Annotated in this window: 20 protein-coding genes and 1 pseudogene; 10 read left to right on the top strand and 11 right to left on the bottom strand. The window is 33.6% G+C overall.

The annotated features are described in order from the left end of the window. Positions 1-624: 624 nt before the first annotated feature. On the bottom strand, positions 625-1,404 hold the full coding sequence (gene cobA / locus RINTHH_RS08120; RefSeq protein ID WP_008235232.1) for a uroporphyrinogen-III C-methyltransferase: 780 nt from the start codon (positions 1,402-1,404) through the stop codon (positions 625-627). Beyond that, on the bottom strand, positions 1,364-2,269 hold the full coding sequence (locus tag RINTHH_RS08115; RefSeq protein WP_008235230.1) for a sirohydrochlorin chelatase: 906 nt from the start codon (positions 2,267-2,269) through the stop codon (positions 1,364-1,366). Before RINTHH_RS08115 ends, cobA begins: the two co-directional genes overlap by 41 nt. A gap of 610 nt (positions 2,270-2,879) precedes the next feature. Here RINTHH_RS08115 and RINTHH_RS08110 point away from each other — a divergent pair. Further along, a complete protein-coding gene (locus tag RINTHH_RS08110; protein WP_044304904.1) occupies positions 2,880-4,496 on the top strand; it encodes an NAD(P)H-quinone oxidoreductase subunit 4 in 1,617 nt (538 codons plus the stop codon). A gap of 142 nt (positions 4,497-4,638) precedes the next feature. Continuing rightward, positions 4,639-5,139: a HugZ family pyridoxamine 5'-phosphate oxidase gene (locus RINTHH_RS08105; RefSeq protein WP_008235226.1), complete on the top strand. Its 501-nt coding sequence runs from the start codon at positions 4,639-4,641 to the stop codon at positions 5,137-5,139. 281 nt (positions 5,140-5,420) lie between these two features. On the opposite strand, the gene RINTHH_RS08100 is transcribed toward RINTHH_RS08105, so the two are convergent. The 6 genes from RINTHH_RS08100 to RINTHH_RS08080 form a co-directional block, all read right to left on the bottom strand. Beyond that, on the bottom strand, positions 5,421-6,800 hold the full coding sequence (locus tag RINTHH_RS08100; RefSeq protein ID WP_008235224.1) for a lamin tail domain-containing protein: 1,380 nt from the start codon (positions 6,798-6,800) through the stop codon (positions 5,421-5,423). Between the two features lie 168 nt (positions 6,801-6,968). Beyond that, entirely contained in the window at positions 6,969-7,142 is a 174-nt protein-coding gene (locus RINTHH_RS10860) for a hypothetical protein (protein WP_008235221.1), read from the bottom strand. A 362-nt stretch (positions 7,143-7,504) separates the two neighbouring features. Further along, the gene (gene plsY, locus RINTHH_RS08095; protein ID WP_044304903.1) at positions 7,505-8,179 is read right to left on the bottom strand and encodes a glycerol-3-phosphate 1-O-acyltransferase PlsY; all 675 of its coding nucleotides are present in this window, start codon (positions 8,177-8,179) and stop codon (positions 7,505-7,507) included. Positions 8,180-8,280: 101 nt separating this feature from the next. Then, on the bottom strand, positions 8,281-9,447 hold the full coding sequence (locus tag RINTHH_RS08090) for a DUF3086 domain-containing protein (RefSeq protein WP_008235216.1): 1,167 nt from the start codon (positions 9,445-9,447) through the stop codon (positions 8,281-8,283). A gap of 1,123 nt (positions 9,448-10,570) precedes the next feature. Beyond that, positions 10,571-10,957 (bottom strand): DUF3119 family protein, encoded by a 387-nt coding sequence (locus RINTHH_RS08085; RefSeq protein WP_044304902.1) that lies wholly within the window; start codon positions 10,955-10,957, stop codon positions 10,571-10,573. 188 nt (positions 10,958-11,145) lie between these two features. After that, positions 11,146-11,934: an MlaE family lipid ABC transporter permease subunit gene (locus RINTHH_RS08080; RefSeq protein WP_081606246.1), complete on the bottom strand. Its 789-nt coding sequence runs from the start codon at positions 11,932-11,934 to the stop codon at positions 11,146-11,148. 645 nt (positions 11,935-12,579) lie between these two features. Here RINTHH_RS08080 and RINTHH_RS10520 point away from each other — a divergent pair. The 3 genes from RINTHH_RS10520 to aroH all read left to right on the top strand — a co-directional run bounded on the left by RINTHH_RS10520 (position 12,580) and on the right by aroH (position 14,405). Beyond that, positions 12,580-12,876 carry a hypothetical protein gene (locus RINTHH_RS10520; protein WP_008235209.1) on the top strand — a complete coding sequence of 99 codons (297 nt, stop codon included), beginning with the start codon at positions 12,580-12,582 and terminating at the stop codon, positions 12,874-12,876. Between the two features lie 243 nt (positions 12,877-13,119). Beyond that, positions 13,120-13,941, top strand: coding sequence for a signal peptide peptidase SppA (gene sppA, locus RINTHH_RS08070; RefSeq protein ID WP_008235207.1), 822 nt, complete (start codon positions 13,120-13,122; stop codon positions 13,939-13,941). Between the two features lie 68 nt (positions 13,942-14,009). After that, entirely contained in the window at positions 14,010-14,405 is a 396-nt protein-coding gene (gene aroH, locus RINTHH_RS08065; RefSeq protein WP_008230355.1) for a chorismate mutase, read from the top strand. A gap of 249 nt (positions 14,406-14,654) precedes the next feature. Here the strand turns inward: aroH and crtR are convergent, their stop codons facing one another. After that, entirely contained in the window at positions 14,655-15,557 is a 903-nt protein-coding gene (gene crtR / locus RINTHH_RS08060; RefSeq protein ID WP_008235203.1) for a beta-carotene hydroxylase, read from the bottom strand. Between the two features lie 265 nt (positions 15,558-15,822). On the opposite strand from crtR, the pseudogene RINTHH_RS11270 reads away from it, so the two are divergent. Next, positions 15,823-16,820 (top strand): annotated as a pseudogene (locus RINTHH_RS11270) (pyruvate kinase); the annotation flags it as partial. A gap of 1,194 nt (positions 16,821-18,014) precedes the next feature. Here RINTHH_RS11270 and RINTHH_RS11760 read toward each other — a convergent pair. Beyond that, positions 18,015-18,128, bottom strand: a complete 114-nt coding sequence (locus tag RINTHH_RS11760) for a DegT/DnrJ/EryC1/StrS family aminotransferase (protein WP_155943953.1) — start codon at positions 18,126-18,128, stop codon at positions 18,015-18,017. Between the two features lie 378 nt (positions 18,129-18,506). Between RINTHH_RS11760 and RINTHH_RS11070 the strand changes: the two genes are divergently transcribed. The 4 genes from RINTHH_RS11070 to chlG all read left to right on the top strand — a co-directional run bounded on the left by RINTHH_RS11070 (position 18,507) and on the right by chlG (position 22,629). Beyond that, entirely contained in the window at positions 18,507-18,746 is a 240-nt protein-coding gene (locus RINTHH_RS11070) for a GumK N-terminal domain-containing glycosyltransferase (protein ID WP_008235185.1), read from the top strand. A gap of 1,211 nt (positions 18,747-19,957) precedes the next feature. Then, a complete protein-coding gene (gene petP / locus RINTHH_RS08035) occupies positions 19,958-20,152 on the top strand; it encodes a cytochrome b6f subunit PetP (RefSeq protein ID WP_008235183.1) in 195 nt (64 codons plus the stop codon). Positions 20,153-20,241: 89 nt separating this feature from the next. Further along, entirely contained in the window at positions 20,242-21,351 is a 1,110-nt protein-coding gene (locus tag RINTHH_RS08030; RefSeq protein WP_008235182.1) for a Get3/ArsA fold putative tail anchor-mediating ATPase NosAFP, read from the top strand. A 258-nt stretch (positions 21,352-21,609) separates the two neighbouring features. Next, positions 21,610-22,629, top strand: coding sequence for a chlorophyll synthase ChlG (chlG, locus tag RINTHH_RS08025; protein WP_044304899.1), 1,020 nt, complete (start codon positions 21,610-21,612; stop codon positions 22,627-22,629). Positions 22,630-23,081: 452 nt separating this feature from the next. On the opposite strand, the gene RINTHH_RS08020 is transcribed toward chlG, so the two are convergent. Beyond that, the gene (locus tag RINTHH_RS08020; protein WP_044304898.1) at positions 23,082-24,257 is read right to left on the bottom strand and encodes a DNA double-strand break repair nuclease NurA; all 1,176 of its coding nucleotides are present in this window, start codon (positions 24,255-24,257) and stop codon (positions 23,082-23,084) included. Positions 24,258-26,454: the final 2,197 nt, after the last annotated feature.

Here is a 26,454-nt window from a genome sequence, read left to right as displayed (position 1 = left end):
AAAGCTCTATTTTCAGCAAAGTTCCTTACTACCCATAAATAATAAGTTTATCTTGGTTATAGCCCAATATTCTTTTGGGACAGTACATAAGCCCTGGTCATATAATTTCTACAGTAAGTCATTACTTAGCAAATTAAATGTTAACCAAAATTTTGATTTACCAGAAATTTTCTTGGAATCATTCTATGGGAAAGTGAATTATGAAGGATTTTAGAACATACTTTGATTAGATTATAGATTTGAAATTTATTGGGATACAAAAAAATTGAATTAGACAGATCAAGTGTATTTGGTAAAACTACTTTTACCAAAATGAAGAATTATTATGTGGTAAAAGTACTTCTCCAGAATGGTTTTGATTGCTTTAGAAGGTTACTAAAACTATAAACCTCATTGCAATATCAGACTTTTAATTGATGAAATCACAAAAATTAGCTTTGCAAAAAATATAGGGCTCCTGAATTATTTCATGATGATTATTATTGAATTGGGTTAACTTCTTGTATCAGACTTCAAATTTCATACATATATTCGATAATGGAACATGATTCTCATGAGAATCCTAATATTTAGAGCATACTTGGTGTTTATATTGTGATATAAGTACTACATCGTAATTTATAGCTAACTAGAATGAAAATTCCCTAACATTGATTGCATTTTTACTACTGTACCAATAACAACAATAGCAGGCGCTTCAAATCCTCTTTTTTCTAGCTTTTCTACAATGTTCCCCAATTCTCCAATTAATTCTTCTTGGTGCTTTTGCGTTCCCCAACGAATGACGGCGATAGGAGTATCTACACTCAAACCTGCTGTCTTTAATTCCTTCACAATATAGGGTAAATTGTGAATTCCCATATAGACTACAATGGTTTCTGAACCACGAGCAATTGCCTTCCAGTTTACATAGGGGCGATACTTGCCAGAAGATTCATGTCCAGTAACAAAAGTTACCGAGGAACTATAATTCCTGTGGGTTAAGGGTATACCTGCATATGCAGGTAAAGCAATTCCCGAAGTAATTCCTGGAACCACCTCCACTGCTATTCCAGCTGCAAATAATGTTTCCATCTCTTCCCCCCCACGACCAAAAATAAAAGGATCTCCCCCTTTCAGACGTACAACAATGGCATGAATTTGAGCCTTATCAATCAATAATTTAGTTGTTTCTGATTGTATGAGTGAATGTCTTCCGCGACGCTTACCCACATTTATTTTTTCTGCTTGGGGATTAATCATTTTCAAAATTGCTGGGCTTACTAAGGCATCATAAATTACCACATCTGCACATTCTAGTAATCCTTTTCCTTTGAGAGTCATTAGACCTGGATCTCCAGGTCCGGAACCTACTAAATAAACTTTACCCAAAAATGTATTCCTCTCGTTTCCTGTAGGTTCCATCAGCAATTATATTTCCAATTAAATCAGCTAAATCCAAGCTAGCCACTAAAGGTTGAGCTAAATGTAAGTTAACACTAGAAAACCGTAATTTTGCATTTTCTATGGACTTAGCAATTGCATCTGTTATGCCACCTGGAAATAGGAAATATGGTAGAATAGAAATGTTTCTATACCCAGAATCAACTACTTCTTGGAGTCTATCCTCCCAACTGGGGGCCATACACCAGTAAGCACCAACTGCTCCCAAGTCTTTAGCAATAATTTCAACCCTCCGCAATGCATCCATACGGCGACTACCATGTGCCAGTAAAATCCATTTATCAAATTGAGTATAGCAAGCCATATATTGGGCTACAAACCAATTGATGTTTGGCATAATACCTAAATATGGCTCTAATTCAAGCTTAATTCCCTTACCTAAAGCAAGTTGAGCTTGGGTTACCTCTCTGGGAATGTCCTCCATCACATGCACCCCAGGTAAAAGAAAAAGGGGTAATATTTTAATGTGATTATATCCCTTGTCATTGACCTGACTAGCAAACAGCATAATTTGCCTCTCCAGAGATTGAGAGGATAATTCCAATACAGCTGTACCAATACAAATATCAAACATAGTTTTAGAAGCGACACATATGCTTTCTCTTACGGGGTAAATATCTGAGTGATAAAATTTACTTTTAACCCTCGTTTCAATTGACAATGCTAAGTGTTGCATCTCAATTTCTGAACGTGGATCCCGGCTACCATGGGATACTAGCAAATAAGCAATTGACATTGTTGATAATGAAAGTGTGTTTTGAATCTTTGTTGAATTAGATAAAAAAGTCCCAATAACCCAATTTTTTTGATAAAGTCTGTGTGACAACTAGTATCTACCTATAAAAAGTTATTATAGATAATCTAAGAGGCGAACTATTAGACAGATGGTAAATCTGGCATTTTGGCAGCTATAAACTTGCTATAGTGAGTATTCTATTAAGTGACAACACTGCTTTCCAATGTAATATCCTACAAAATCCAAAAACCTCCTCTCCCCAGATATTCACTGGGGATTTTTTGTATGGTCCAAGTTGATTCAGGTTATACATATTGTATAAATTGTTTAGTGCTCTCCGAGTAACCGAAAATGCTCTATTTTATTTTTCTCAAATAAAATACAAAACCAAAAGGTATTTGCCCTATTTATATCATCCTTAAGAAAGTTTGTTTGCCTTTTACAAGGTTATACTCATTAAATAGAGTATCTATCTAAAGACTTATTTTTTATTAAATTAAGTTTAATTTAATAAAAAATAATAACTCTATTAATTTCGCAAAAAACCTTATTTAGAAAGGAATGACTCGAAATAAATGAGTATTTATTCTTAAATCTAAGCCAGATATGTATCATGATTTAGGGATAAATTACATTTACAAAACGAATTATTACTTAATACAATGTAACTAAAGATGAGAATTAACAACTATTTTCAGTAATGAGCTCTCTCGATTTTCCCTGGCTGACAGCCATAATCACTTTTCCCTTAGTAGCGGCTGTAGCTGTTCCTTTCATACCAGATAAGGATGGCAAAACCATCCGTTGGTATAGTCTAGGGGCAGGATTATTAGACTTTGCATTTATGATTTATGCCTTCTGGCATAGTTATGATTTTCAAAATTCAAACTTCCAGTTAATTGAAAAATATCCCTGGGTTCCCCAAATTGGTTTGGATTGGGCTGTAGCAGTTGATGGTTTGTCTATGCCCTTAGTAATCCTAACAGGTCTAATCAATACCCTGGCAATCTTTGCAGCTTGGAGAGTTACCAAAAAGCCACGTTTATTTTATGGGTTAATATTATTAATGTATAGTGCCCAATTAGGAGTATTCATGGCCCAGGATTTACTATTTTTCTTCCTGATGTGGGAAGTTGAACTGGTTCCTGTGTACTTACTAATTTCCATATGGGGTGGGCCTAAACGTCGTTATGCTGCGACTAAATTCATTCTGTACACTGCTGCAGCTTCTATATTTATTTTGGTAGCAGGTTTTGCTATGGCATTCTCTGGAGAGACTATCACATTTGATATGATGGCTCTAGGAATGAAGCAATACCCCCAATCCTTAGAGATATTAGCCTATACATGTTTTCTAGTTGCTTTTGGTGTTAAGCTTCCTATTTTCCCTTTACATACTTGGTTACCTGATGCTCATGGTGAAGCATCCACGACAGGATCCATGATTTTAGCTGGTGTGTTGTTAAAAATGGGTGGTTATGCTTTAATTCGCTTTAACATGGAAATGTTACCTGATGCTCATGTGTATTTTGCTCCCGTACTAGCAGTCTTAGGTATAGTTAATATTATCTATGGGGCATTTTGCGCCTTTGGTCAAACTAATCTCAAACGACGTTTAGCCTATTCATCCATTGCTCATATGGGTTTTGTTCTAGTGGGTATTGCTTCTTATACAGAATTAGGTATTAGTGGTGCTATGTTGCAAATGGTATCCCATGGCTTAATTGCAGCTACTTTATTCTTCTTATCAGGTGCTACCTATGAGCGTACCCACACTTTAATGATGGATAAAATGGGTGGAATAGCAAAAGTTATGCCTAAAGTATTTGCCTTATTTACCGCAGGTTCAATGGCTTCTCTTGCATTGCCTGGTATGAGTGGTTTTGTGGGTGAGTTAATGGTTTTCCTAGGTATTGCTAGCACTAATGTTTATAGTTCCAGCTTTAAGGTTGTGGTCATACTTTTAAGTGCAGTAGGTATAATTATAACTCCTATTTATTTACTGTCGATTTTGCGACAAGTGTTTTATGGTCAAAAAAATGAAAGTTTCCATTTAGATATAATTGGTCCCGATTTGAGACCCCGCGAATTGTTTATTGCTGCCTGCTTGTTTTTACCCATAGTAGGCATTGGTTTATATCCCAAAATGGCAACTCAAATGTATGATGTGAAGACAGTAGAAGTAGCTAAGCATACTCGTGGAGCATTACCGATAATAGCCCATAATAAACCCTATGATTTATTATATTCCAGCAAACTTCGTACTCCTAAGCTAGAAGATTCCCAGGTAGCAAGTTTAATTAATGCTGTTAAGTAAGTAAATCCTTCTCCTGCGTTGAATAGCATCAAAACCATTATAACTATCTGAACATAATCACTAGAGGGCGGACGTGCAATGCTCCACGGGAGTTGATAAACGATCGCCCTATATTGTTTTTGAATCAAGTTAATAACTATAAATGAATCAATTAGAAATAACCCAATTAGAGTACGAAAAGTTCCCGGATAAATTTGTCAGCTTGTTTATTGCAACTGTTAGTAAAGAGGGTTTACCACACGCCAGTTATATACCTTTCGTTATGGATAAGGCAAAAAACACATATATTTTTGTCAGTGGCCTTTCTGCACACACACATGATCTATATCATCTGCCCAAAGCAAGTATTTTATTTGCTGAAGAGGATTCACAAACAGCGCATATTTTTGCACGACGTCGCTTAGTTTTTGAGTGTAATACAGTATTAATACTGAGAGATACTCAAGAATGGTTTCAAATTACTGGAGATTTTGAACAGAGATTTGGCGAAATAATCAGGAAAATAATTAGTCTACCGGATTTCCGTATTTTTAAACTTATCCCATATACAGGAAAATTTATTACTGGTTTTGGTGCTGCCTATCGAATTTGTGGTGATAACTTGAGGCAGTTAATTCATGTTGATCCTACAAAAGATAATTAGATGCTACTTTCCTAAAGTAGGATAACTTATTCCATTAAATACTATTAAATTAATGCAAATTTCAAATATTCTTGCACAATATTGCATCATGGTTTATGCTCAATCACTACAGTTCTCATTACAGCAAGTACTTAGGTTAAAATCAACATGATGGCCAGATTATGGAGTAGAATAAACTAGAAAAAATGATTACGTAAAAGTGCTATTTATAATCATCTTAAATATTACTAATAGCACTTAATTCGTATTTTATTATTGGTGTGGGAAGGCCTATTTACCCCTCACTCAAATTTGATAATTTCACCAGGATTAGCACGACTATATTTTACACCTGCAATTAAATGAGATTGATTATCCCTAAGCAAAATTAAACCTGATTTATTAAATAATTGAATGCCACTTGAATGGGAACTCTGAATATAAAATTGTTTTGCTCCTTTTGCTGCAATAATACCTGTTAAAGCCTGATAACGTCCAAGCTTATCAAATAAGTACCAACCATCTAAATTCACTGTGTTGTTAGTATTATTTCCTAGTTTTACCCATTCCTTGCCATCATCTAGACCTTTCGGATTGGGTAAGGCTGATGTAATTACTATAGCTCCATTATTTATTAAACTCTTATCAATTGGTTTAACTACCGGAGGAGAAGTAAAAGTTTGACTTGTAGATTTTTGTCTCTGGTTGTTATATCCATCTAAACCTAAGAATATTGGGAAAAAAGAACGAATAAAATCTCCCCTGGAACCATTAGGATTAATATTGCGGTAAAGAACTATATTGTAGTTAGCCCCATTAATATTTATTCTCTTCTTATCTCTTATTCTACCATGTATGCTTTCATAAAAAGCAAGTGTAGCCATAGCTATTTCACATTCTGGACTGGAACCTACAAAAAAACCGCCTTTTGATTTAAATAATTGAGCTATCACCTCACCACGTATGTTTATTATATTTTGCAACTGCTGTAAAGTGACTACATTAGGATTATTTGGTCCATCATCCCCTTTGAGATCATACTTGTAGCCTAGGTAATTCACCCGTTGATTTTTTTCATCTAAATAAAACTTTACCCAGGAGTGGTAGCCGGAAATCTTACCCAAATTTTCGTTTTTACTGCCCACACGAATATTATATTTTCCTTCACCAACAAATACGTGTTCAAATCCAGAACAGTAGTCGACGGATTTACCCTTGTAATAGTTTGTATATAATTCAAACCACAAGCTATAAAGCTTCTGATAAAATTGCTTATCAGATAAATTTTCGCCAAACACATCATTAATATATTTCAAAGTAATTTGTATTGGCTTAGTTTGCAAAATCAAAGATAAAAACTTATGCTGCTCTGCAGCTTCTTCCTGATTAGTAAACTCTGGATCTAATGAACGAACTGTATAGTTATCTAATAAATTAATAAAACTTACATAAGTAGCATTAGTATTAAATAATTTAATTTCATTCACACGATGAAATAAGGGACGAGTTGCTAGATCAATTTCTCGCCTCCCATCAGCTTTTACTTGCTCATCCAGAAGAATATCTGCATTTTTATCCTCCCATGTCCCTTTATCACTACAGGGACTAACTGAGAAGCCATTTTCATCATTATCCCAAATTAGTTGGTAAATATCTCTATCGTCAGCAAATTCTTCACTCATTTATTATGATTTTTACTATGAAATTTATCAAAGATAATGTTAGCTATCCAATAGACTAACTACCCATAGCAGCAAAAATAGCCCTGATAATTTTAATATACAATTTAGTCAGTCTCCCAAGCTAGTTTTGAAGAGACTATTGATAATTCTAATATGGGGATTGAGGATCTATACTCTAATGGCGATCCAAAAATCAAGTGCATTATCAGTAGAAATGACTAGTGTATTTGTTTGCCTAATACTAGCAAATTTTGATTTGCTTTCAGTATACAAGTCTTCAACAATAATACCCCCTTCTTTCCCGGGAATTAGCTCATAATAAGTACCAGCGATAACAGCCATTTGCTTAGGCAGCAGCAAGCGAAAATTCTATATTCATTAGGCTACAAGCTATAAATATTCTGGATTTTACGTAGTCGCAGTATAATGCGCTTCAACAGGCTACATATTATAATTTTTGATCCTAATTATTGGGTAGCTACAATGAAAATAACCGTACATGGAAACACGAACAACGTAATTCCCAAGCGAATAAATAATAAATTATTGCTATAAATCCTGCATTTATTTATTATTTTTGTATAAACCCACTGAACTTTTAAAAATTCAGATACTAACTATAATAATAAGATTTCTAAAATATTAATGTCGGTTTTTAAGAATATGTAGAGATATAAATATCCACGTATAAATTATACCAATTATTATTCACTTGTTTCTATTCGTACTACTTGCCCTAATTTTGCTTCAGTGCCTAATAGTAAACGCTGAATATTGCTTTTATGTCGCCAGATAACATATAAGCCTCCAATCACACTAAAAACTATATAGGCTAAAGGTTGATGAATACTTACCATTGCTAAAGGAACCGTAATCGCACTGCAAATCGAACTTAAAGATACAATACGAAAAATAGCTAAAATCAGAATAAATACCCCTATTGTTGCCAATGCTACTTGCCAATTTATAGCTAGTAAGATACCTAGGCTGGTAGCAACTGATTTACCACCAGTAAAGCCTAAAAATAGGGATTTGCTGTGTCCCAAAATTGCTGCAACTCCAGAAGTATTTACTAACCATTGCTGCCATAATTGAATGTCTACATTTATTGGGAGTAAATTATTATTTAGAGCAAAGTGAAACCAAGCATAAGTACAATAGATTGCTAAAAGTCCTTTCAAACAATCAATACCTAAAACAAAAGCTCCAGAACCTTTACCTAAGGTTCTCAAGACATTAGTTGCCCCCGTGGAACCAGAACCAATTTCCCTAATATCAATACCTTTTATTGCTTTAACTGCAATATATCCTGTGGGAATAGAACCTAAAAGGTAAGCAATAAATATAATTAGTCCAGACAAACTTAACCAAATAATCATACGGTAATTAATTATGAATATAAATGAATAACAAAACAAAGCTAGGGGAAATTCCCATAAAATCTAAAAGTTATCAGCCATAAACTGACAGGTCTTATCAATTAATCATGAAAATTTCTCATTACTTTTATATCTGCGGAAAAAGCCAGCCATAGAGAAAACTGCAACAAGGATAAACTAACTTGTCCTTCAGAATCATCTATAATAATTAGAGGTATTTGTCTAGCTTTTTGCAGTTTTTCAGCTTTTTGTACCACTGCTTCCGAGCGTTCAAATAATGCCAACCCACGATCAGGCCCGAAGTCTTGACGATCAATCCCTAAGCAATCTTGTAATCCCCTACGCCAATCCCCCAACCTTTCAGGACTGTTAGTCAATACTAAAGGACGGAGACGATTGCCATAAAGCTGGTATAGTACGGATATAATTGCCGAAGCTATTAGTATATTTTGTAACTGGTTGCCTGTGGTTTTCAATGTACCTCTACCCCCGTTCTGGAAAAACCAGTAAGAGGCGAGTTCTGCATGAACAGTTCCAAAAGTTCGTCTGAGCTGCCAAGGTGGACCATAATAATCGGGCTGATTACGATATTGGCCAATCAAGTGGTGAATTGTCTTAGCTGTTTCTTCAAATTGGGCTGGTGTAAATTGAAGAATTTCTGACTGGGATTCCCTAGATTTCCTTGCCTTCACTGTATGTTTGACTATCTCTGCTGGTATCTGGGGTAGTAATTGTAGTTGCTCTGCTGCTGCTGCTAAATCTTGTAGGCTGCCAGTAAGATAATCCTTAAAGCCTTGGACACGAATTGCTAAATCTTGGGAAACACCTGCAAAAGAGGTTTTCATTTCATTTCGAACTCTTTCTTGTCGTTTTTCTAATTGCTCAACGGCAATTTCTAGTGATTGTTTGCGCTGTTCAAATTGGGAAAGTGCTTCTTGCATCACTTTCCCCATAGCAATGTGAGATTGGTCGAGTTCGTTTTTTAGGTTTTTACTACTGGCTTGTAAAGTGGCAATTTCACTAGTTAATTCTTGTTTTTGTTGTTTTAGTTGGATAATAGCTTTTTCTAACTCATCTATTGTGTTTTGATGTAGTTGTTGGAAATTTGTTTCGTAACAATCAAGTATGGGAGTTTCTGATAATTTTTCCACTCTGCTAACTGGTAGATTATCTTCCTTCTCTATGGACTCTGGTATGGCCTCTTGTGATATTGGTTGTGCTGAAGAGTCATCATTTGGTTGTGGAGCTTGATATTCCTCAGTGTTCATAAACTACTATGTAATGACGGTAAAGTAAATGAAATAGATTATAGACAATGAAAATATTATGTGTTTAGATAGCCCTAATAATCTAACATCCTCAGTAACACTGACCTGAAAATATTTAGGATTTGATAATGTAAAGGTTAATAATAGTAAGAAATATTTTTTACCTCTGAATTAAATCAATAATTAACGTTTACATAAGGGAATATTAGAGAATTTATGTATATTAATTTCTAATATTCCCTTATGTAAAATATTTAAGTTTACCCAGAAATGACATGATTAAAGCTTACCCTAAAAATATAATACAAGTATTAATTTATCAGTGATTATTTGTCCTTATTGAAGTCAAACTATATAGATGTAAGAATTAAATTATATAGTGTGATCGGCAGTGAACTGTTTTTTCTACACCTTGGTAGCATTTGCAAAATTGTGTATTTTACCTGATGGCTTTACCATTATTGCAGATGATGTATATGTATATATCCCTATAACTAGAAATAAAAATGTTATTTGGTTTATAACTCATAATAGTACTCCCAAAAGTTTGAATCAGATAGAAATAGGAAAATCTTAAAAGTAAAACAGTAGTTAAGTCCTAATATAAATTTTGATAGTAACAAGAATATAAAGGGAAATGGACAACTCGCCACACTTGGCATTTTGGAATTAGCGCTATAGACCCCAGTTACAATGTTTAGGTAGGATAGGCTTGTTGGAAGCTAGCAACCCCTCAAATATTTTAGATGTCTCAGCAGCCCTTCTTAAACTTGTCTGGGCATATACTGATTCTGACGTAAGAATATCTTTATGCAATAGTGTATGAATTTTTATTGTTTAGATTATCCAAGTAGTGTTGAAAACAGAATAAACAAAGAATACTATGCGATCTAAAATACATTGGGTAGTATAATATACCTCCAGTTTATTTATCTTATCTTGTGAGATAGCTTATTAACTGTGATCACACTTTATAACTATCTTAAATAATTAACCAAGATATTTAGCTGTCTCTTAATTACCAAAAATGCCAGAGACTTATTTACATTTTAAAGCGTTTACTAACATCATTTTGAGAATGTTAGTAAACGCTTTTCACATCTGATATATATTTAAATATTCTCTATATCCTGGGACAATGCTGTTCTAAACATTCTTTAAGAGTTGTGGGATCAAATAAAATGGGTAAAAAGTGGATACTTTTAATTTCTTTGAAATAGAACAAAATGGGGACCGGATACCAAAAAATCCGCCAATTTTGCCACTCCTGATAAGGAAAACGACGGATAATGATTTTCCCTCTATAAATATCCAAATCCGTAGGGGTGAATTGTAGACGTACCGTGAGTGCCTGAAATAAGAGAAATAAACTAAGTAATGCTAGAACTCCACCAATCCAAAGCTGCAGAAAAAATGATGGTATTGCCCCTAGTGCCAAGTTGATTGGAATTTTATAATTGGGTCTCAGTTCTACTGTAGAGGATAAATTAGAAGTCAACGAAGTAGGCATTATAATTTTAAATTTATATGTTTTAGATGGGTTTTATAGAGACCAACTTCCCGCGTTGAATTATAAAGAGTTTAGATTAGTCTAAGCCTGTATTATTCATAGTAATAGAATTGGAGAGTGGGCTTTGGCTATTAACTTAATTAGACACAAGAGTTCATATCTGACCAAACACAAAAAATTGTTACAGCCTAATTTAATGCACTATCAGTGCCTTGAAACATTAACCATGAAAGGAAAAAATTGCTGATGAATATAAGTAGCAATGAAGTTACAACTGCAGTTGTTGTTGACTGTCCTACACCTTTTGCACCTCCATCAGTTGTCAAACCCCAGCTACAACCAATGACAGAAATTAATAGTCCAAAAAAACTTGACTTGACAATGGCACTAAAAATGTCCCACACATGCAGGAAATTACGGGCAGAGCCTATAAATTGACTACCAGAAAGTTGATATAGGCTAGTGGCAACCATCATTCCTCCTATCATCCCAGTAATTAGAAATAGAAGCGTCAGAATGGGTAGCATTAACAAACAGGCTATTACCCTAGGGATGACTAAGTAATCTATGGGGTCAGTTTTTAATACCAACATGGCATCTATTTGTTCTGTTACCCTCATAGTACCTATTTCTGCAGCGAAAGCGGAACCTATGCGTCCTGCCAAAATAACTGCAGTTAATACTGGTGACAATTCTCTAGTTAATGCTAATGCAAGCACTCCCCCAACTAAGTTACCTGCCCCAAAATTGATAAACTCTCTTACCACTTGAATTGTAAACACAGCACCAACAAAAACGGCTGTTAATAGGGCAATAAACAGCGAATCAGGCCCCACTAATGCCATTTGCTCTAGGGTATTACGACGATGAATTTTCCTTTGAATCAGGTGATTTATTACTTGTCCGCCTACGAAAAAGGCTGCTAGCAATCTTTGACTCCAGATTCTAATACCAGATTTGGATGTAATCTCACTCAATATTATTAGGTTGAATAATTTGTATTAAAGTTGATACTCCCCTATTACAACATAAAACTGTCAATTAGTTGGGGATTGTGAACTGATATAGTGGGTTGATGCATAGGCAAATTGCATTATATCAAAATACAGTGCTCCTAATAGCATAATTAAAGTACTTATCACATAATAATATGCAAAACAGAAAAATTAATTTTCAAGAATTGCCCAACGAAATAGGTATACTTATTGTATTAGCTTAGTTTTCAACTATAGATGGTGTTTCTCACATTCATAATTGACAATTGAATATGCAATCTCTTACACAACCAAATTACCTGACTGCAAACCCTTAATGATTTTCGTTCGCGGATATTAAGTTAACTTAGATTAAAACTAGCCTCATAAAGTTAACATTTCTCATTATGCCTTCAGCGCTAATATTAACCACTCTCTGATGGCAATATCCTTATAGAATAATAGTTTAGCTAACTGCACAACCCTAGAACATATTGGACATAATATTGGTGGTAGTGTGTAGGTTTTTTAATGAAAATTTAAGATTTTTGAAATCTAACTCCATGGGCAGCGATGACGATTATTCTAGAAGATGACAAGTAGGTATTTTGCCCCTTGTCTACTCGAGTCACGAGGTCTAGCAAATCAATGACTATTTTGACTAACTTTTTGCGATCACTGTTATTAACAGTTATTTTTTGCTTTGTTGCTCCCATGTTATTAGTAGGGTTTTTTCTGTTAATGCTTTCTCTTATTAGCTTTATACCACCTCTACAGAACTTGAGCGAAGAAATTTCCCATGAAGTGTTGCATTTTCTTGCTGTTTTTGGAAGTGGGATATCTTTTAGGGGATTGTGTGTAATTAGTTTAACTTGTAGTTTTGTTGGTGGTTTATTTGACACTTATGCCTACTATAGATGCTATATATTGCGTATTAATCCTTAGATCTTGGAATATAAGTTTCATTATTTAATTCAATTTAGATAATGCAATTAATTTAAGTAATTAGGGACTTATGATCAAATAGCAACAATAAGATTCAATAAGGTATAAAGTAAGATCCAGCCATCAGTGAGTTTTAGAGATGCTAGTATCACCCATCTGTAGGAGATGATAGCACCTTACATATAAACTCAATGTCTGAATGTCTGACACCTAAAAAATACGCTGTAAGTTATGAGCCCAATTATGGTTTGGCCTTTTAAATCTAAGTTTCGTAAACAAATAGCCCGAGTTGAAATTAATGGAGCAATTGGAGAAAACACCCGTAAAAGAGTATTGGAAGCTTTTAAGTTAGTTGAAGAAAAGAAATTTCCTGCTCTGCTCTTACGTATTGACAGTCCAGGTGGAACTGTAGGAGACTCACAGGAAATTTATAGTGCACTAAGACAATTGCGGAAAAAAATAAAAATAGTTGTCAGTTTTGGTAATATTTCTGCCTCTGGTGGAGTTTATATTGGCATGGGTTCAGATAATATCATGGCAAACCCTGGAACTATTACAGGCAGTATTGGTGTTATTCTGCGTGGTAACAATATTGGACGGTTATTAGAAAAAATAGGTGTCTCCTTTAAAGTTATTAAATCTGGACCTTACAAAGATATTTTGGCATTTGATCGTGAATTAACAGAACCAGAACAAAGCATTCTGCAGGAATTGATCGACACCAGTTATAAACAATTTATAAAAACTGTAGCAGAGGCCAGAAACTTGGACATCGATAATGTGAAAAGCTTTGCTGATGGTCGCATATTTACTGGACAGCAAGCTTTAGAATTAGGGGTTGTTGATAAGTTAGGTACAGAAGAAGAAGCTCGCTGCTGGGCTGCAGAATTGGCAGGCTTAGATCCAGAAAAAGCCCAAATACATACAATAGAAGAGCGGAAACCATTATTAAGTCGTTTGTTACGAGGAAACCAGCAAATGACAGCAGGCATAAGAACTGGAATGGATTGGCTCGAATTTGAAATTTCTACCAGTGGTTTACCCTTATGGTTATACAGACCTTAAACTTTGACTTTACATTTTTCAGTGCCAAAAAATAATAATTCAAAGAAAAAATCCAGGAGGAAATAGTTGTGGATTGCCGAATACGGGCTATTCGCGGTGCGACAACTGCCTCAGAAAATAAGAGCGAGGCAATAAAAGCAGCTGTGATGGAACTATTAGATGAATTGGAACAACGTAACCAATTACATCCTACTACGGACATTATTAGTGTTACATTTTCAGCAACTAAAGACCTGGATGCAGTTTTTCCAGCTGCAATAGCCCGCTCTCGGCCTTTATGGGTAAATATACCAATGCTGGATGTGCAGGAAATGCATGTTGAGGGCAGTCTCAAAAATTGTATTAGATTTTTGTTACATGCCTATCTTCCTATTTCTGCTTCTGTATGTCACATCTATTTGCGTCATGCTGTCAACTTGCGTCCAGATTGGAATTTACCACATTTTCTTCCTCATCAAAACTAGTGCGTGAAAGCTGAAATCAGAAGTCAATAGATAAAGATTATAATTTACTTAAATATTAAGTATTTCACTTCAGATTTATAGTCTCTATTTTATTTCAGATTACAAGTATTAATCAATATCAGAAGTAATGAATCAGAAGTAATAATTTCTCCACAGAATATTTACACTACTTTTCACTGAAAACTGCCCTAAGTGTATGTAGCAAATCGATATAAAAACACTTGAACTTATTGGTGTTACCCTAGATTATTAAGACTTTTGACTAGGTTTTTGATGATGAAATCTAATTCCAAGGAAAATATCATACAGAAACTCTAAAAAATCCTTTTTACGTAATAAGCCCAAGGATTGATGGGAACCTTTAGCATCTAATAATGGTTTCATTAAGTAATATGTTGACTGGTAACTATACCAAGGTATTGAAGGCCAAAGATGATGGATAAGATGATAATTCTGCCCTAGAATTAAAATATTCAAAATTGGACTGGCATATACTCGTGCGTTCTTCCAGCGATTACGCTCCATAAAAGGACGATGGGGTAAGTAATCGAAGAATAGTCCTAGGGTAATTCCCACGACCAAAGATGGGACAAACCAAAAATTAAGAATATAGCTCAAAAAGCAATAATGAATAGAAACCAGGACAATTGTCAAAACGAACAAACGACTAACAAACCACTCTATAAGTTCACCTTTGTGCCATAATTGCCGCTTAAAGAAAAATATTTCGTGGTAGAGAAATCGTACAGCAATTAACCACAAAGGGCCACCAGTAGAAACATAATGATCCGGGTCATTTTCTGGATCGTTAACATTACCATGGTGCTGCAAATGAACTCTGGTGAAAACAGGAAAGGCAAAAGCTAACATCAAAGCACTACTATGTCCTAAGACAATATTAACCCTATGATTGCGGTGTGCTGATTGATGACAGGCATCATGAATCACTGTACCCGAAATATGTAAGGCTAATACGTTACAGGTAAAACAGACCCAGTGTGGCCATTGCCATACCCAATAGCCACAAACAGACAACATAACAATTACCACTGCCCCAAAAAACATTAGTAGTGTCGGATTGAAACCACCTGGAGGCGCTAATAATTCCTTGGGGGGTATTGTCAGTGGTTTCTTCACCTCCGACATCAGCATTACCATATTACTCCTTTGAAGTTAAATAATGTGAGTATATGATATAAAACGGCCAATGATAAAGTTTTGTTGAGCAAAGATTTATTTGCATTTAAAAAAAATGTTGTCAAACAAGATTGATTCAGATATTGGGTACGTAATAGCAGTATAATTCCAAAAAAAATACTGAACATCATAACTTCTTTAAAAATGGATAATTATGCTTTTGAATTGAAAAACTCAAATAGCTCTTTCTTTACTCATTATTTGAATTATTTGATTTCATTTGTCCAATAATAAGGAGGTTAACTTTTCTGGCGTTGGCCTATCGATTAAGGATCTTACAAATAAAGACCGAGAAGATTTAATGTTTGGTTTAGACCAAAGAATAGACTGGATAGCACTTTCATTTGTTAGTAATCCTCAAGATTTAATAAAAATTAAGGGTTTAATCTCCAGTACTGGTAAATGAGTGCCTGTAATTGCCAAAATAGAGAAACATGAAGTGATCAATCAAATAGACGAAGTCCTTCCTCTATTTGATTGAGGGGTAGAACTACCCGCTGAAGATATTCCTGTTCTGCAAAAGCGTCTAATTATAGCAGCCAACCGTTTAGGTGTACCCATTATCACTGCGACCCATGTTAGACAGTATGGCAAGTAATCCACGTCCTACTAGGCCAGAAGTATCAGATGTGGCAAATGCAATCCTCGATGTTACAGATGCAGTGATGCTTTCTAATGAGACAGCAGTGGATCAATTTACTGTGGAATCCATGGCTACTATGGCAAAAATTGCTGAAAGAATTGAGAAGGAGATTTTAGAAGATGCTTGTAATCACAAGGTTGTAGACGTTAAACATCCCATCCCAAACTCTGTCTGCGGACACCTACTTTTGGCCGTTACTCCCCATGTTAGTGTGGCACGACAATTATAACTAGTATGGGGTGTTAAACCCCTCTTACTCTTAGAGTTACCTTCTACTGGTCAAACCATTTTCCAAAGCGACATTGGTCGCTTTGGAAAATGGTTTAGTTTCAGATGGGGATTTAGTGGTTATGACTGCTGGTACTTTCAACGATAGGGAAATTCTGGTTGCCAAAAATACCAGTGTGGATTTCTTGGAAGCTATCCGCAAAGCAGGTGGAGTAATTACTGAGGAAGAAGGTCTTAATAGTCATGCTGCAGTAATTGGATTGTGCTTAAGTGTATCTATAATTGTTGATGTCAAATAAGCTACTCATGTAATTCGTGCTGGTGCAATTTTTACCATAGACACATAAAGGAGTTTAATTTACTCTGGCACTATGGACACTCCCCATACAGGAAATTCATAAATCAACACAATGATAAGGCACAAAGAGGAAACGAGAAAGGAAGATATTCTTTTATCTTCTGTTATTTTTTCCTATCTATCTTTGAATTTTTTCTAACTTAACCTTATAACAACTAAATACCACCATGCAATTCATCGGATAAGATAGATTTGAATTAACTTAACTAATGATAAGTTTGGGCTTTTAATAATATCCCAATAGACTTGGGTCTAATAATAATAGAACATAATTGTAATTTCTGTATATTATTTATTGAAGAGTTTTTGTAAAATCTAAGTATTTTCTGATCCGATATTTTTAAAACTCTATATTTTTAATTAAAATATTTAGTGAACTATAGAGTTAAAGTTTTTGTTTATTATCAATGCAGATCTGATTTAGTAGAGGAATTAACCTGCAAAGTATTAGTGCTAAATATTCATTAGAACTTAAATATGAAAAACGAACTTTAAAAATCTATCAATATACAATTGTATAGGCTCCCAGAAATAGCAAGTGATAAACAACTAGTCACATTAATCATAAAACAGAATTAGCATAACGAGTTTTTGTCTCATTAATTATATAGTTAGCCTGCATCATATAAAATTATACTATGCTATAGGAGCAAGTGGTGGTATAAAAATTTAAATATGATATGACTTATTGATATAAATGATTTTCTAGTTTTTTATTTACTTTCATACCATCTTGGATTGTAAATTTGAAGTTGAAAAAGAGTTGATATCTTAGATTTTCAAGCTCCGGTTTAAAACGGCTCTTTTTACACTGATAAATAAATTACCCTGCCTCTATTTTATTTAACCAAAGCATTACTGATGGCTTTAACTACCGATCTCTACCTAGTGTTTATCTCTTCCAATTACGGTAAAATTGGCAAACTAAACCTCTTTGGATAATGTATTGCTTACCAGGTTATTAGGGGATTTACCCTTGTAGACAGATAGTTGATCTTGTGGAAATGGGCAGTAGATTGTATTACTAAACCTTACTCTGCTAATTATTGATTTACTGTATTGCGCTTTTCATGTAACATGCAAACTGTATATTGATGAAAAATATGGCCATCAGTTAAATCTGGTGTGATGATACCATCAGTGTCTACCAATAAATAAAATCATTATAAGTCCTAGTAACTCTTCATCTACATTGATTCCAATGATATATATACTTGAGCTTGACCCTCAAAATTGCTGCTTGCAAGTTTTCTAAACGAGAATTATATCCAAATATTATGATACTTTTTTGATCCATGCACCCTCAACATTCCTGGCAAATTTTGCAATTTCATCACTATCTATAGCAATTAAACCATCATCACTATAAGCCCCAAATTCTTAGATGGAAAAAACAAGGGTACCACTACAGAAATAATAGTTCCTATGAATTTATCACAGATATTTACACGAACTACTTCATTAAAAGATTCCTGATAAGAGGGGAAAAGACCAGTGTACTTGTTGTTACCAAAGGATTGAGCACATTATTCAACAACTCTTAAATTATATGACTGAAAAATGTCTAGAATTTGTCCTATGGCTGAAGGATTACCTCTAGAACTAGCAAATTATTACAGTTCTAGAGGTAATCTGCTCCTGGGTTACTTGTGGATCAATATTTTATGTCTGAGAATTGACATCAATAAAAACTGGTTTTCCGCCGACAAAACTAATAGATTCTGCAACTTTTATTTGGGTCTGGTCAAAACAATTATTTGATAAATCAGACCTTTTTATCTTCGATAGTAAACCTGCTTTATTTTTCTTTGAAGGATTTAAACAAATTAACCCCAATGCTAAGTTTATTTATAGGTTTTTTGATGATTTACGTTCATTAAAAAATCATACAGTTGTAGTGAAAATAGAAGAATGAGTTATGCCCCTGTTTCACTTGCTTAGTGTACCAAGTCAAAGTATTTATAATTTGTTTGTAGGATTACCACAATTGAAATTGCATTTGTATGGAATTTATAAGGATTTATTTATATTTTTGTATAAATAAATCCTTATTTGATATTAGATAAGAATAACTTTATTTTTGTTAGCAGCTCTTATTTTGAAAAAATATTGTAAAAGCTAGTCAGTTATTTCCTAATTAAGATTTTCATATTATTAGCAAGTAAAAAAATACCCCTGAGAGCTAATATTACTAGCTATAAATAATTGCCTTTTGCTGAAACAGTTTATTACTGAAAAGATGTAGATATAGTAGACTGCCAGTTTAGAGTCTTTTAATAATAGACTCAAGGTAATTCAATACACTTCTTGCAAACTACCTATTATTTTCCAAACTCTACTTATTCTTCTAAAACCCATTCTTTCAACTATGGTAAGGGTTGTAATAGTATTAAAGCAGCACTTATAGCAGCGAAAAGCCATAATAAGAAATAAATTAGAACAGATCCTATTTATGATTGGAATTAATTATTATCCCAATTGTTGTAAGATATGAACTTGTATTAGTTAAGTTAGTCAAAGTTTAAATATATCATAAAATATGATATATTTAATGAAATAGCTATTATCTAAAGCCTTAATTGCATAAACAGAATATACTAGGGTAGTATTGAATTTGATTATGGGTTAGTATTTAGTTTTATAGCTCTATCTTATATTAAGCTGATTGCAAGATATCATAATATAGAAGCTTTATAATTGATTACCAGTAAGTATTAAATAATTGTCTAATCAAGTATATCCTTTTTTTATATTTAGCTATGTTCTTTTTTATATTCAACATTTTAATGAGGACAAAAATATAAGGTATTTTTCTAGAGATTTTGCTCAAGAAGTTAAAATACGTTTTTTCTAAAAGAAATTTAACTTCTATTGTATAAAAAATTGGCGGCGAAACATAGAAAAGTTAATGTTAAGAAACAAGGCTATTTTTTGTGGAAAATAATCTTGTTTATTAATTATTTAATACTTACTACTTTTATAGTAAAGTATCTAGCTTTCTATCCATTTTTGTTAAATAAAAAAATCCACTGATAAGGTTACTCACTTATAAATTTCAGTCAATATTTCCCTGGTGTCACCGATTCAGCTAAACTGAATTTTGGTTGATTGCATTATTAATGAAAAATGAAAATTGGACAAAAGGTTAAGGTTTATCGCTTGCGCGACCGTGTATCCGGCAGTGTTGCTGAAAAACTGGCTCAGGTTGGTACAATAAAGGACTACAAGATGACTGACGGGAGTGGTGTTGGCGTATTGGTAGTATTTGATGATAACTTTGCTACCTGGTTTTTTGAAGATGAGATTGGAGTAGTACAGTAGAAAAACCATTGGAATAAAATTAAACTATCATTACCAGCCAAGTGCTAAGTTGGAATTGAAAACACTGGCGGGAAAATAGGAGTGACATAATGTCCCTGATATTGACATTTTTGGGTGCTACCTCAACTCATAGGATAAAAATAGCGGTCACTGCTGCCAAACTATTATCCGGTCAGGGGAAGCGTGTACTCCTGGCTGGTAATGTGGAACCAACAATGTCGATGTTGTTGAACTTCTCTGTAGGCTGCGATCCCCAAGAAATTGCGATAAATTTACATGTTGTCTACCTGCAGGCATCTGTGTTGTTAGAACGCAGTTGGAATGATATAAAGCAGTTAGAGTCGGAATATCTCAAAACTCCCCTTCTCAAAGAGGTTTATGGCCAGGAGTTGGCAGTATTACCAGGGATGGACAGTGCTTTGGCTTTGAATGCCATACGTCAATATGATGAAAGTGGCAATTATGATGTGATTATTTATTGTGGTTATGGGGATTCTAGAACCATACGGATGTTTGGAATGCCAGATTTTATTAGCTGGTATTGGCGGCGGTTCCACCAATTATTTGTTAATTCTGATATCGGCAAAATATTGACAGAGGCACCAATCATTCAGACTCTGATTAATAATTTATTTAATTTCAACTGGATGGATAACAATTTTGTCCATCCTATCGATCAAACAATTAGTTTTCTTGAAAAGGGAAAAGAGGCAGTTGCTGATCCCAAACGTGTAGTTGCTTTTTTAGTATCTACTCCAGAAATATTGGAATTGGCAGCTTGTCGTTACCTCTGGGGTAGCTCCCAGCAGATTAATTTAACAGTAGGTGGTTTAATTTTAGTTACATCTGGAAATATGGATGCAAAAAATATGATTCCGGGAGAATTTTCCCCTTTAGCAGTTAGTGTATTTCCAGATAGATCCACGAGTGATTGGCAAATCTTGATGGATTCTCTACCTGATTTTGAAGCCCAAGCTTTAGAAGCTCCCAAACCCATAGAAATTAATGTTTGTGAGCGGAAGGTAAGTTTATTTTTGCCAGGATTTGAAAAAAAGCAAATTAAGCTTACCCAGCATGGTCCAGAAGTAACTGTGGAGGCAGGGGATCAGCGGCGGAATATTTCCTTACCTTCATCCCTCATTGGTCGATCTGTAACTGGTGCGAAGTTTCAGCACAATTATTTGATTATTTCATTTTAAGTAATTGATAAATTGATAATGGTAAGGTTTTTCCACATGCGACAAATAGCAGAGCTAAGAGAGTTTCTTATAGTGTAGGTTTATAAGACCTAATGGGATATCTCACTTACTATTGAAAATGTTTTTGCATAATACTTTTGCTTATCTACTAACTAGGTTAGAAGAGGATAAGGAATTAATATTTAATCCTTACATATAAACAATTTTCCCTTCGGAGTCTTAGTTGCTAATTCTAGCAAATTATAAATTTTCCATGTTATGTCTAGATCAAACCCAATGACCTCAAAATCTGATATAAATCAATCACTAAAATCTAGCCCTGAGAGTAGTAGTATTTCTAACACTCGACAACTTTTGGGTATAAAAGGTGCTGCATTAGGAAAAACTTCAGTGTGGAAAATACATTTGCAATTGATGAAGCCTATCACATGGATTCCACTAATGTGGGGAGTCATTTGTGGTGCAGCTTCTTCTGGCCACTATAGTTGGACATGGGATAATCTAATCAAGGTTTTAGTCTGTATGGTACTATCTGGACCCTTGTTAACTGGTTATACCCAAACCCTCAATGACTATTATGATCGTGAAATAGATGCCATTAATGAGCCTTATCGTCCTATTCCTTCTGGAGCAATTTCTATTCCACGTGTAATTATACAGATTCTTATATTACTTGCTACTGGAATTATAACGGCTTATGCTTTGGATATATGGTCTTATCATAATTTTCCAAACATAACGACAATAGCACTTTTAGGTTCTTTCTTAGCATATATTTATTCTGCACCACCACTAAAACTGAAGCAGAATGGTTGGTTGGGTAGCTATGCTCTTGGTGCCAGTTATATAGCTTTACCCTGGTGTGCTGGCCATGCTTTGTTTGGAGAACTAAATTGGAAGGTAGTCATCCTGACTTTGACTTACAGTATAGCTGGGTTAGGGATTGCTATTGTTAACGACTTTAAGAGTATAGAGGGAGATAGTAAACTGGGTCTAAGATCCTTACCAGTGATATTTGGAGTAGAAACCTCTGCTTGGATTTCTGTAGTAATTATAGATATATTTCAAGCTTTAATAGCAGCCTATTTATTCTGCATCCATGAAAACTTATATGGTTCAATGTTAATTCTATTGATTATTCCTCAGATTACCTTACAGGATATGTATCTTCTACGTAATCCTCTTGATAATGATGTTAAATACCAAGCCAGTGCCCAACCCTTTTTAGTAATAGGAATGTTATTTTCTGCATTAGCACTTGGTCACGCCGGGATTTGAGAATGCAATTTATATAATTAAACTTAGTTGTCTCAATGTGTAAATTAACCTGCAAAAGGTTAAGACTATTCTTTCTTTCTAACTTGCTCTACAACCCATTGATAAATTAGAAGGTCTCTATCTGACCCCTGCTATCATAAAAAACTGCATTTGTAACTGACCATATATTTATGGCATTACCAAACTGATTTGACTTCAGGGGTCGAAATGACTATAGATTTATATTATCAATATTTAAGGCTACTGTAACACAACTAGTGAACTTACTCTTTACTCTCTATAGTTACCATTATCAGAGAAAAATTTTTTGTAATTTATCCAAACCTTTAAAAAATTTTATCATCAATCTTACTACTAATTAAAAAACCTATAATACACTAAGACCTAATTTACTAAAAATCGTCAAAAAAATATTCTAGTCATAGTAAAAATATATTTTTTATTCAAAGTAACTAAGCAATGCCACCTCGTTTACGAGCCTCCTTATAAGAAACACCAACATTTTTTAGTCCGGCTTTAATCATTTGTTGTTCTAAAAAAGCAAAAAAATGGGTTTTATCACGACCACTTACTACAGCTTGATTATGAGCTTCTGCAATTGCAATGGGATAACCATAACCTTTGTAGACTTGAGATAACATTAATCTTAAGGATATATCAAACAGATTTTCCTCTTTTATGACCCATTCAGGCACTTCTACCCGAGCGATTTCTGCACCTACATGAACATAACAAAAATAAATTTGTTGATCTTCATATAAATCCAGAATTCGGGTGTTACTGCGCCATAGAGGACCTCTCTGTCCCGGTTGAAGCTGGTTTATCCATAAGCTTGTATCTCTAAGAGATTCAAAGACTTGACAGGGAAGTTTCTCTTTATGGTTGTGACAAAAACTCATACAATCAGGGGAAGGGTGGGGGCAGGCTACAAGACGCAAAAAATTCATCCCTTCAATACTACGAGAGGCACTAATATAACCCATCACAGGTATTTGGGCATCTTGCATTTGTCGCCAGGCTTTTAGTATTGGGGGTAGAATATGCTGTCTGGCATCGCTAGATAATTGTTCTAAAAACCAATAAATTAATGATCCATCTACCATCGCTAAAGTAGGTATTTCTTTTTCAATACTGGTAGCTAATTCTACTAGGGTTAATACCTCTGACTTTGTGCGACGATAACTCATCCATTCCTCTGTCTTAATTCCCCACTGGCGAGAGATATATAAATCTTCTTGACGGTAAAATATTTCCGGTAAGCTATCAAGTATAGGATGTTTATTTTGACAATAATGTAAAATTACCCTGCCAATGTTCAATAAATAACAGTAAGCAATCTCATGATGACTTGGTGCGATTTGTGAGCCATCCGTAGCGATAATAGTATGAATCTTAGGTGGGGTAGAAATATTAATACAGGTATTTAAGGGTTCAACGGGAGTAGCATTGGCAAAAAGTATATTTTTTTGCCATTGTTGCTGTTTTTGTATTAATTCCCCTTGGTAATCACAAGCTCGACGAAAATATTCTTGGGCTAATTCAAGGCGTCGATGATTTGCAGAAGCTTCTTGAGTCAGATGTTGACTCAAACCCTGCATTTGGACAGCAAGTTTGATAAGGTTGAGCATAATAACAAAACATTCATTACTTTTTAGGATAAATTCTAAAGAGAGTCGTATTATTTACCCTCAAATCCGCTCAATTATCCCTGAGATTTAATGTATTTGTTGGATTTCTGATTATTCTATTTTGAATTTTAATTTTTCCCAGTACTCTGAGAAAGTGCTTGAAATTCAATTAGGGGCAAAATAATCACACCACTTATCCGAATAACCATAATACAGACCATAGTAAAATATAAATGAGTGTCTGAATATTATGGGCAATAATTTATAACTGCGGATTAATGGCCAGTATTTTATAGGCTAACTAAAGGTATTCTCTAATACCCAAATACCCAATATTTTCCTGGAAATATTGAGTGCTTATTTTGTTCTAATACCAAAAGTACTGGAATGATCTAGCAATAAAAGTTTATAAGCCATTATATAAAAATACCATATACAAGCTAAGATAAAAGTAATTATTAAAATAGTTTATTCTTGGTATCTCTTTATCTTTAATACCTAAGTACTAACTATAAGTGAAATATATATCTGCACTCTTAAATATTCTTAACTAAGTCAAAACCTACCACAGAAAATATGTATTAACTTATTCTCTTCAAATGAAAAAAATTTTGACTTCTGATTAAAATCCCATATAAACTCTCATGATATCTCAATTTTGTCTAAATCTGATATCTTAGGTTATAACAGAATTTTTCAAATATTATTTAGAAATATGAGTATGAGATAATTACCTATATGATTTATATATCTCCATATATAAATCATATAGGTAATTAATTTTATAGTTTATTTATTTGATCCCATTTAAGAAAGCTTTAAAAATTTTGTTCATGCTACAAAATTATGAAATAAGGAAAAAATATTTTGGGCTAGGATGAATCCATATTTAATATTGAGAAGCTTAAAAAACATATATTCAACATAATCATAACCCTCAACTATCTCTAGGGAGAATATCAGTCGAGTTGATTAGATACAGACGTAAGTATATAATATCAATTCAAAGTTACCTAGTGGCTATTAATGCCATTCTGTCATTTTATAATATGAATTTGTAGAGATATTGATCCATACTCATTATCATGTCCTAGGCTAATGATTATTGAAAATAACAAATTTTACTGTTGGTAGATGTAATATTTTTTCAGTCAATTATAAAATAATATGCTATATAAATTAAAAAATTATCATGTGACAATTACTTATTAAACTTGTTGAACTAATAGAAAAGAATTTAGATGAGTGCTTTATTGGTAAAAAGTTCATTTTTATGAAAAATTACAGCTATGGAAAAAGAATTCTCCATAGTAGTAGATGTCACAGTAATATAACATTGAGTAGTAGTCGAACTGCTAGAAGTATAGAATTGCCAAGAATTAAATTATAGTTAAAGTTGAAATAATGCAACAATATTCCTTATAAAATTTATTCTAAGTCTTTATTAATAAAATTTATAAAAATCAACTACAGTAATTGTTAAATACTTATAAAAATTCTCAAACTGATTATGAATAATCTACCTAATCTCATGATTAGTATTTGACTATAGCAATAGTATTTTTGCAAAATATATTAAATTCATTCTCAATTTTTACTAATTTTCTCTTATATTAATACGCTACTTTTAGATTTTCCTATGTTTGACTCTAATTAGGTCAAAATCTATATCGACTTGTAATGTTATCACTTATGCTTGTCCTATATCTTCAATATATGTAAAGTAGTTCTTATAAAATTTTCATGTATTTACATTTTCTAAAGTTAGGATTACCTCAATTTCGTCGTTTCTTAGATTAAAAGTCCTTGCAAATCAGAAAATATTGAAGTGGAACTATGAGTATAGTGTAATATATTTTTATATAATATTTAAAAATTTTTCCATTAATTTTAGATATTATATACACCATTTACCTCTACTCTAGGCGTAGCTAATCTATAGCAATAATTATGTATTTTGTATCAAATATATAGCTAAATAAATCATGGATTTGAATGGTGAGAAGTAGGCCATATTTTTTTAAACCTCACTCATTTATTTCCTATGTAGGTATTTATTAAAATTTTAATAGTATATTTTTGATAATTCTATATATAACAATAATTAAACTTCTCATATGCTGACATTATTTTAAAATGTCCTGATAATAAGTTATCTATATATCTTGTATGATGTTATTAAACCATCCATGTATAA

The sequence above is a fragment of the Richelia intracellularis HH01 genome, from assembly GCF_000350105.1.
Taxonomy (GTDB): Bacteria; Cyanobacteriota; Cyanobacteriia; order Cyanobacteriales; family Nostocaceae; genus Richelia; species Richelia intracellularis.
Note: the sequence above shows the minus strand (reverse complement) of the source record. Positions and strands in the feature narration are given on the sequence as shown.

Bases quoted from the DNA above. Each gene is read 5' to 3' on its own strand.
- sppA (WP_008235207.1), top strand. From the start codon at position 13,120: ATGGTTTGGCCTTTTAAATCTAAGTTTCGTAAACAAATAGCCCGAGTT.
- RINTHH_RS08105 (WP_008235226.1), top strand. From the start codon at position 4,639: ATGAATCAATTAGAAATAACCCAATTAGAGTACGAAAAGTTCCCGGAT.
- RINTHH_RS08020 (WP_044304898.1), bottom strand. From the start codon at position 24,257: ATGCTCAACCTTATCAAACTTGCTGTCCAAATGCAGGGTTTGAGTCAA.
- RINTHH_RS10860 (WP_008235221.1), bottom strand. From the start codon at position 7,142: ATGGCTGTTATCGCTGGTACTTATTATGAGCTAATTCCCGGGAAAGAA.
- RINTHH_RS08100 (WP_008235224.1), bottom strand. From the start codon at position 6,800: ATGAGTGAAGAATTTGCTGACGATAGAGATATTTACCAACTAATTTGG.
- crtR (WP_008235203.1), bottom strand. From the start codon at position 15,557: ATGCTGATGTCGGAGGTGAAGAAACCACTGACAATACCCCCCAAGGAA.
- cobA (WP_008235232.1), bottom strand. From the start codon at position 1,404: ATGGAACCTACAGGAAACGAGAGGAATACATTTTTGGGTAAAGTTTAT.
- RINTHH_RS10520 (WP_008235209.1), top strand. From the start codon at position 12,580: ATGACTATTTTGACTAACTTTTTGCGATCACTGTTATTAACAGTTATT.
- chlG (WP_044304899.1), top strand. From the start codon at position 21,610: ATGTCTAGATCAAACCCAATGACCTCAAAATCTGATATAAATCAATCA.
- plsY (WP_044304903.1), bottom strand. From the start codon at position 8,179: ATGATTATTTGGTTAAGTTTGTCTGGACTAATTATATTTATTGCTTAC.
- RINTHH_RS08085 (WP_044304902.1), bottom strand. From the start codon at position 10,957: ATGCCTACTTCGTTGACTTCTAATTTATCCTCTACAGTAGAACTGAGA.
- RINTHH_RS08090 (WP_008235216.1), bottom strand. From the start codon at position 9,447: ATGAACACTGAGGAATATCAAGCTCCACAACCAAATGATGACTCTTCA.
- RINTHH_RS08110 (WP_044304904.1), top strand. From the start codon at position 2,880: ATGAGCTCTCTCGATTTTCCCTGGCTGACAGCCATAATCACTTTTCCC.
- RINTHH_RS11760 (WP_155943953.1), bottom strand. From the start codon at position 18,128: ATGGATCAAAAAAGTATCATAATATTTGGATATAATTCTCGTTTAGAA.
- petP (WP_008235183.1), top strand. From the start codon at position 19,958: ATGAAAATTGGACAAAAGGTTAAGGTTTATCGCTTGCGCGACCGTGTA.
- RINTHH_RS08030 (WP_008235182.1), top strand. From the start codon at position 20,242: ATGTCCCTGATATTGACATTTTTGGGTGCTACCTCAACTCATAGGATA.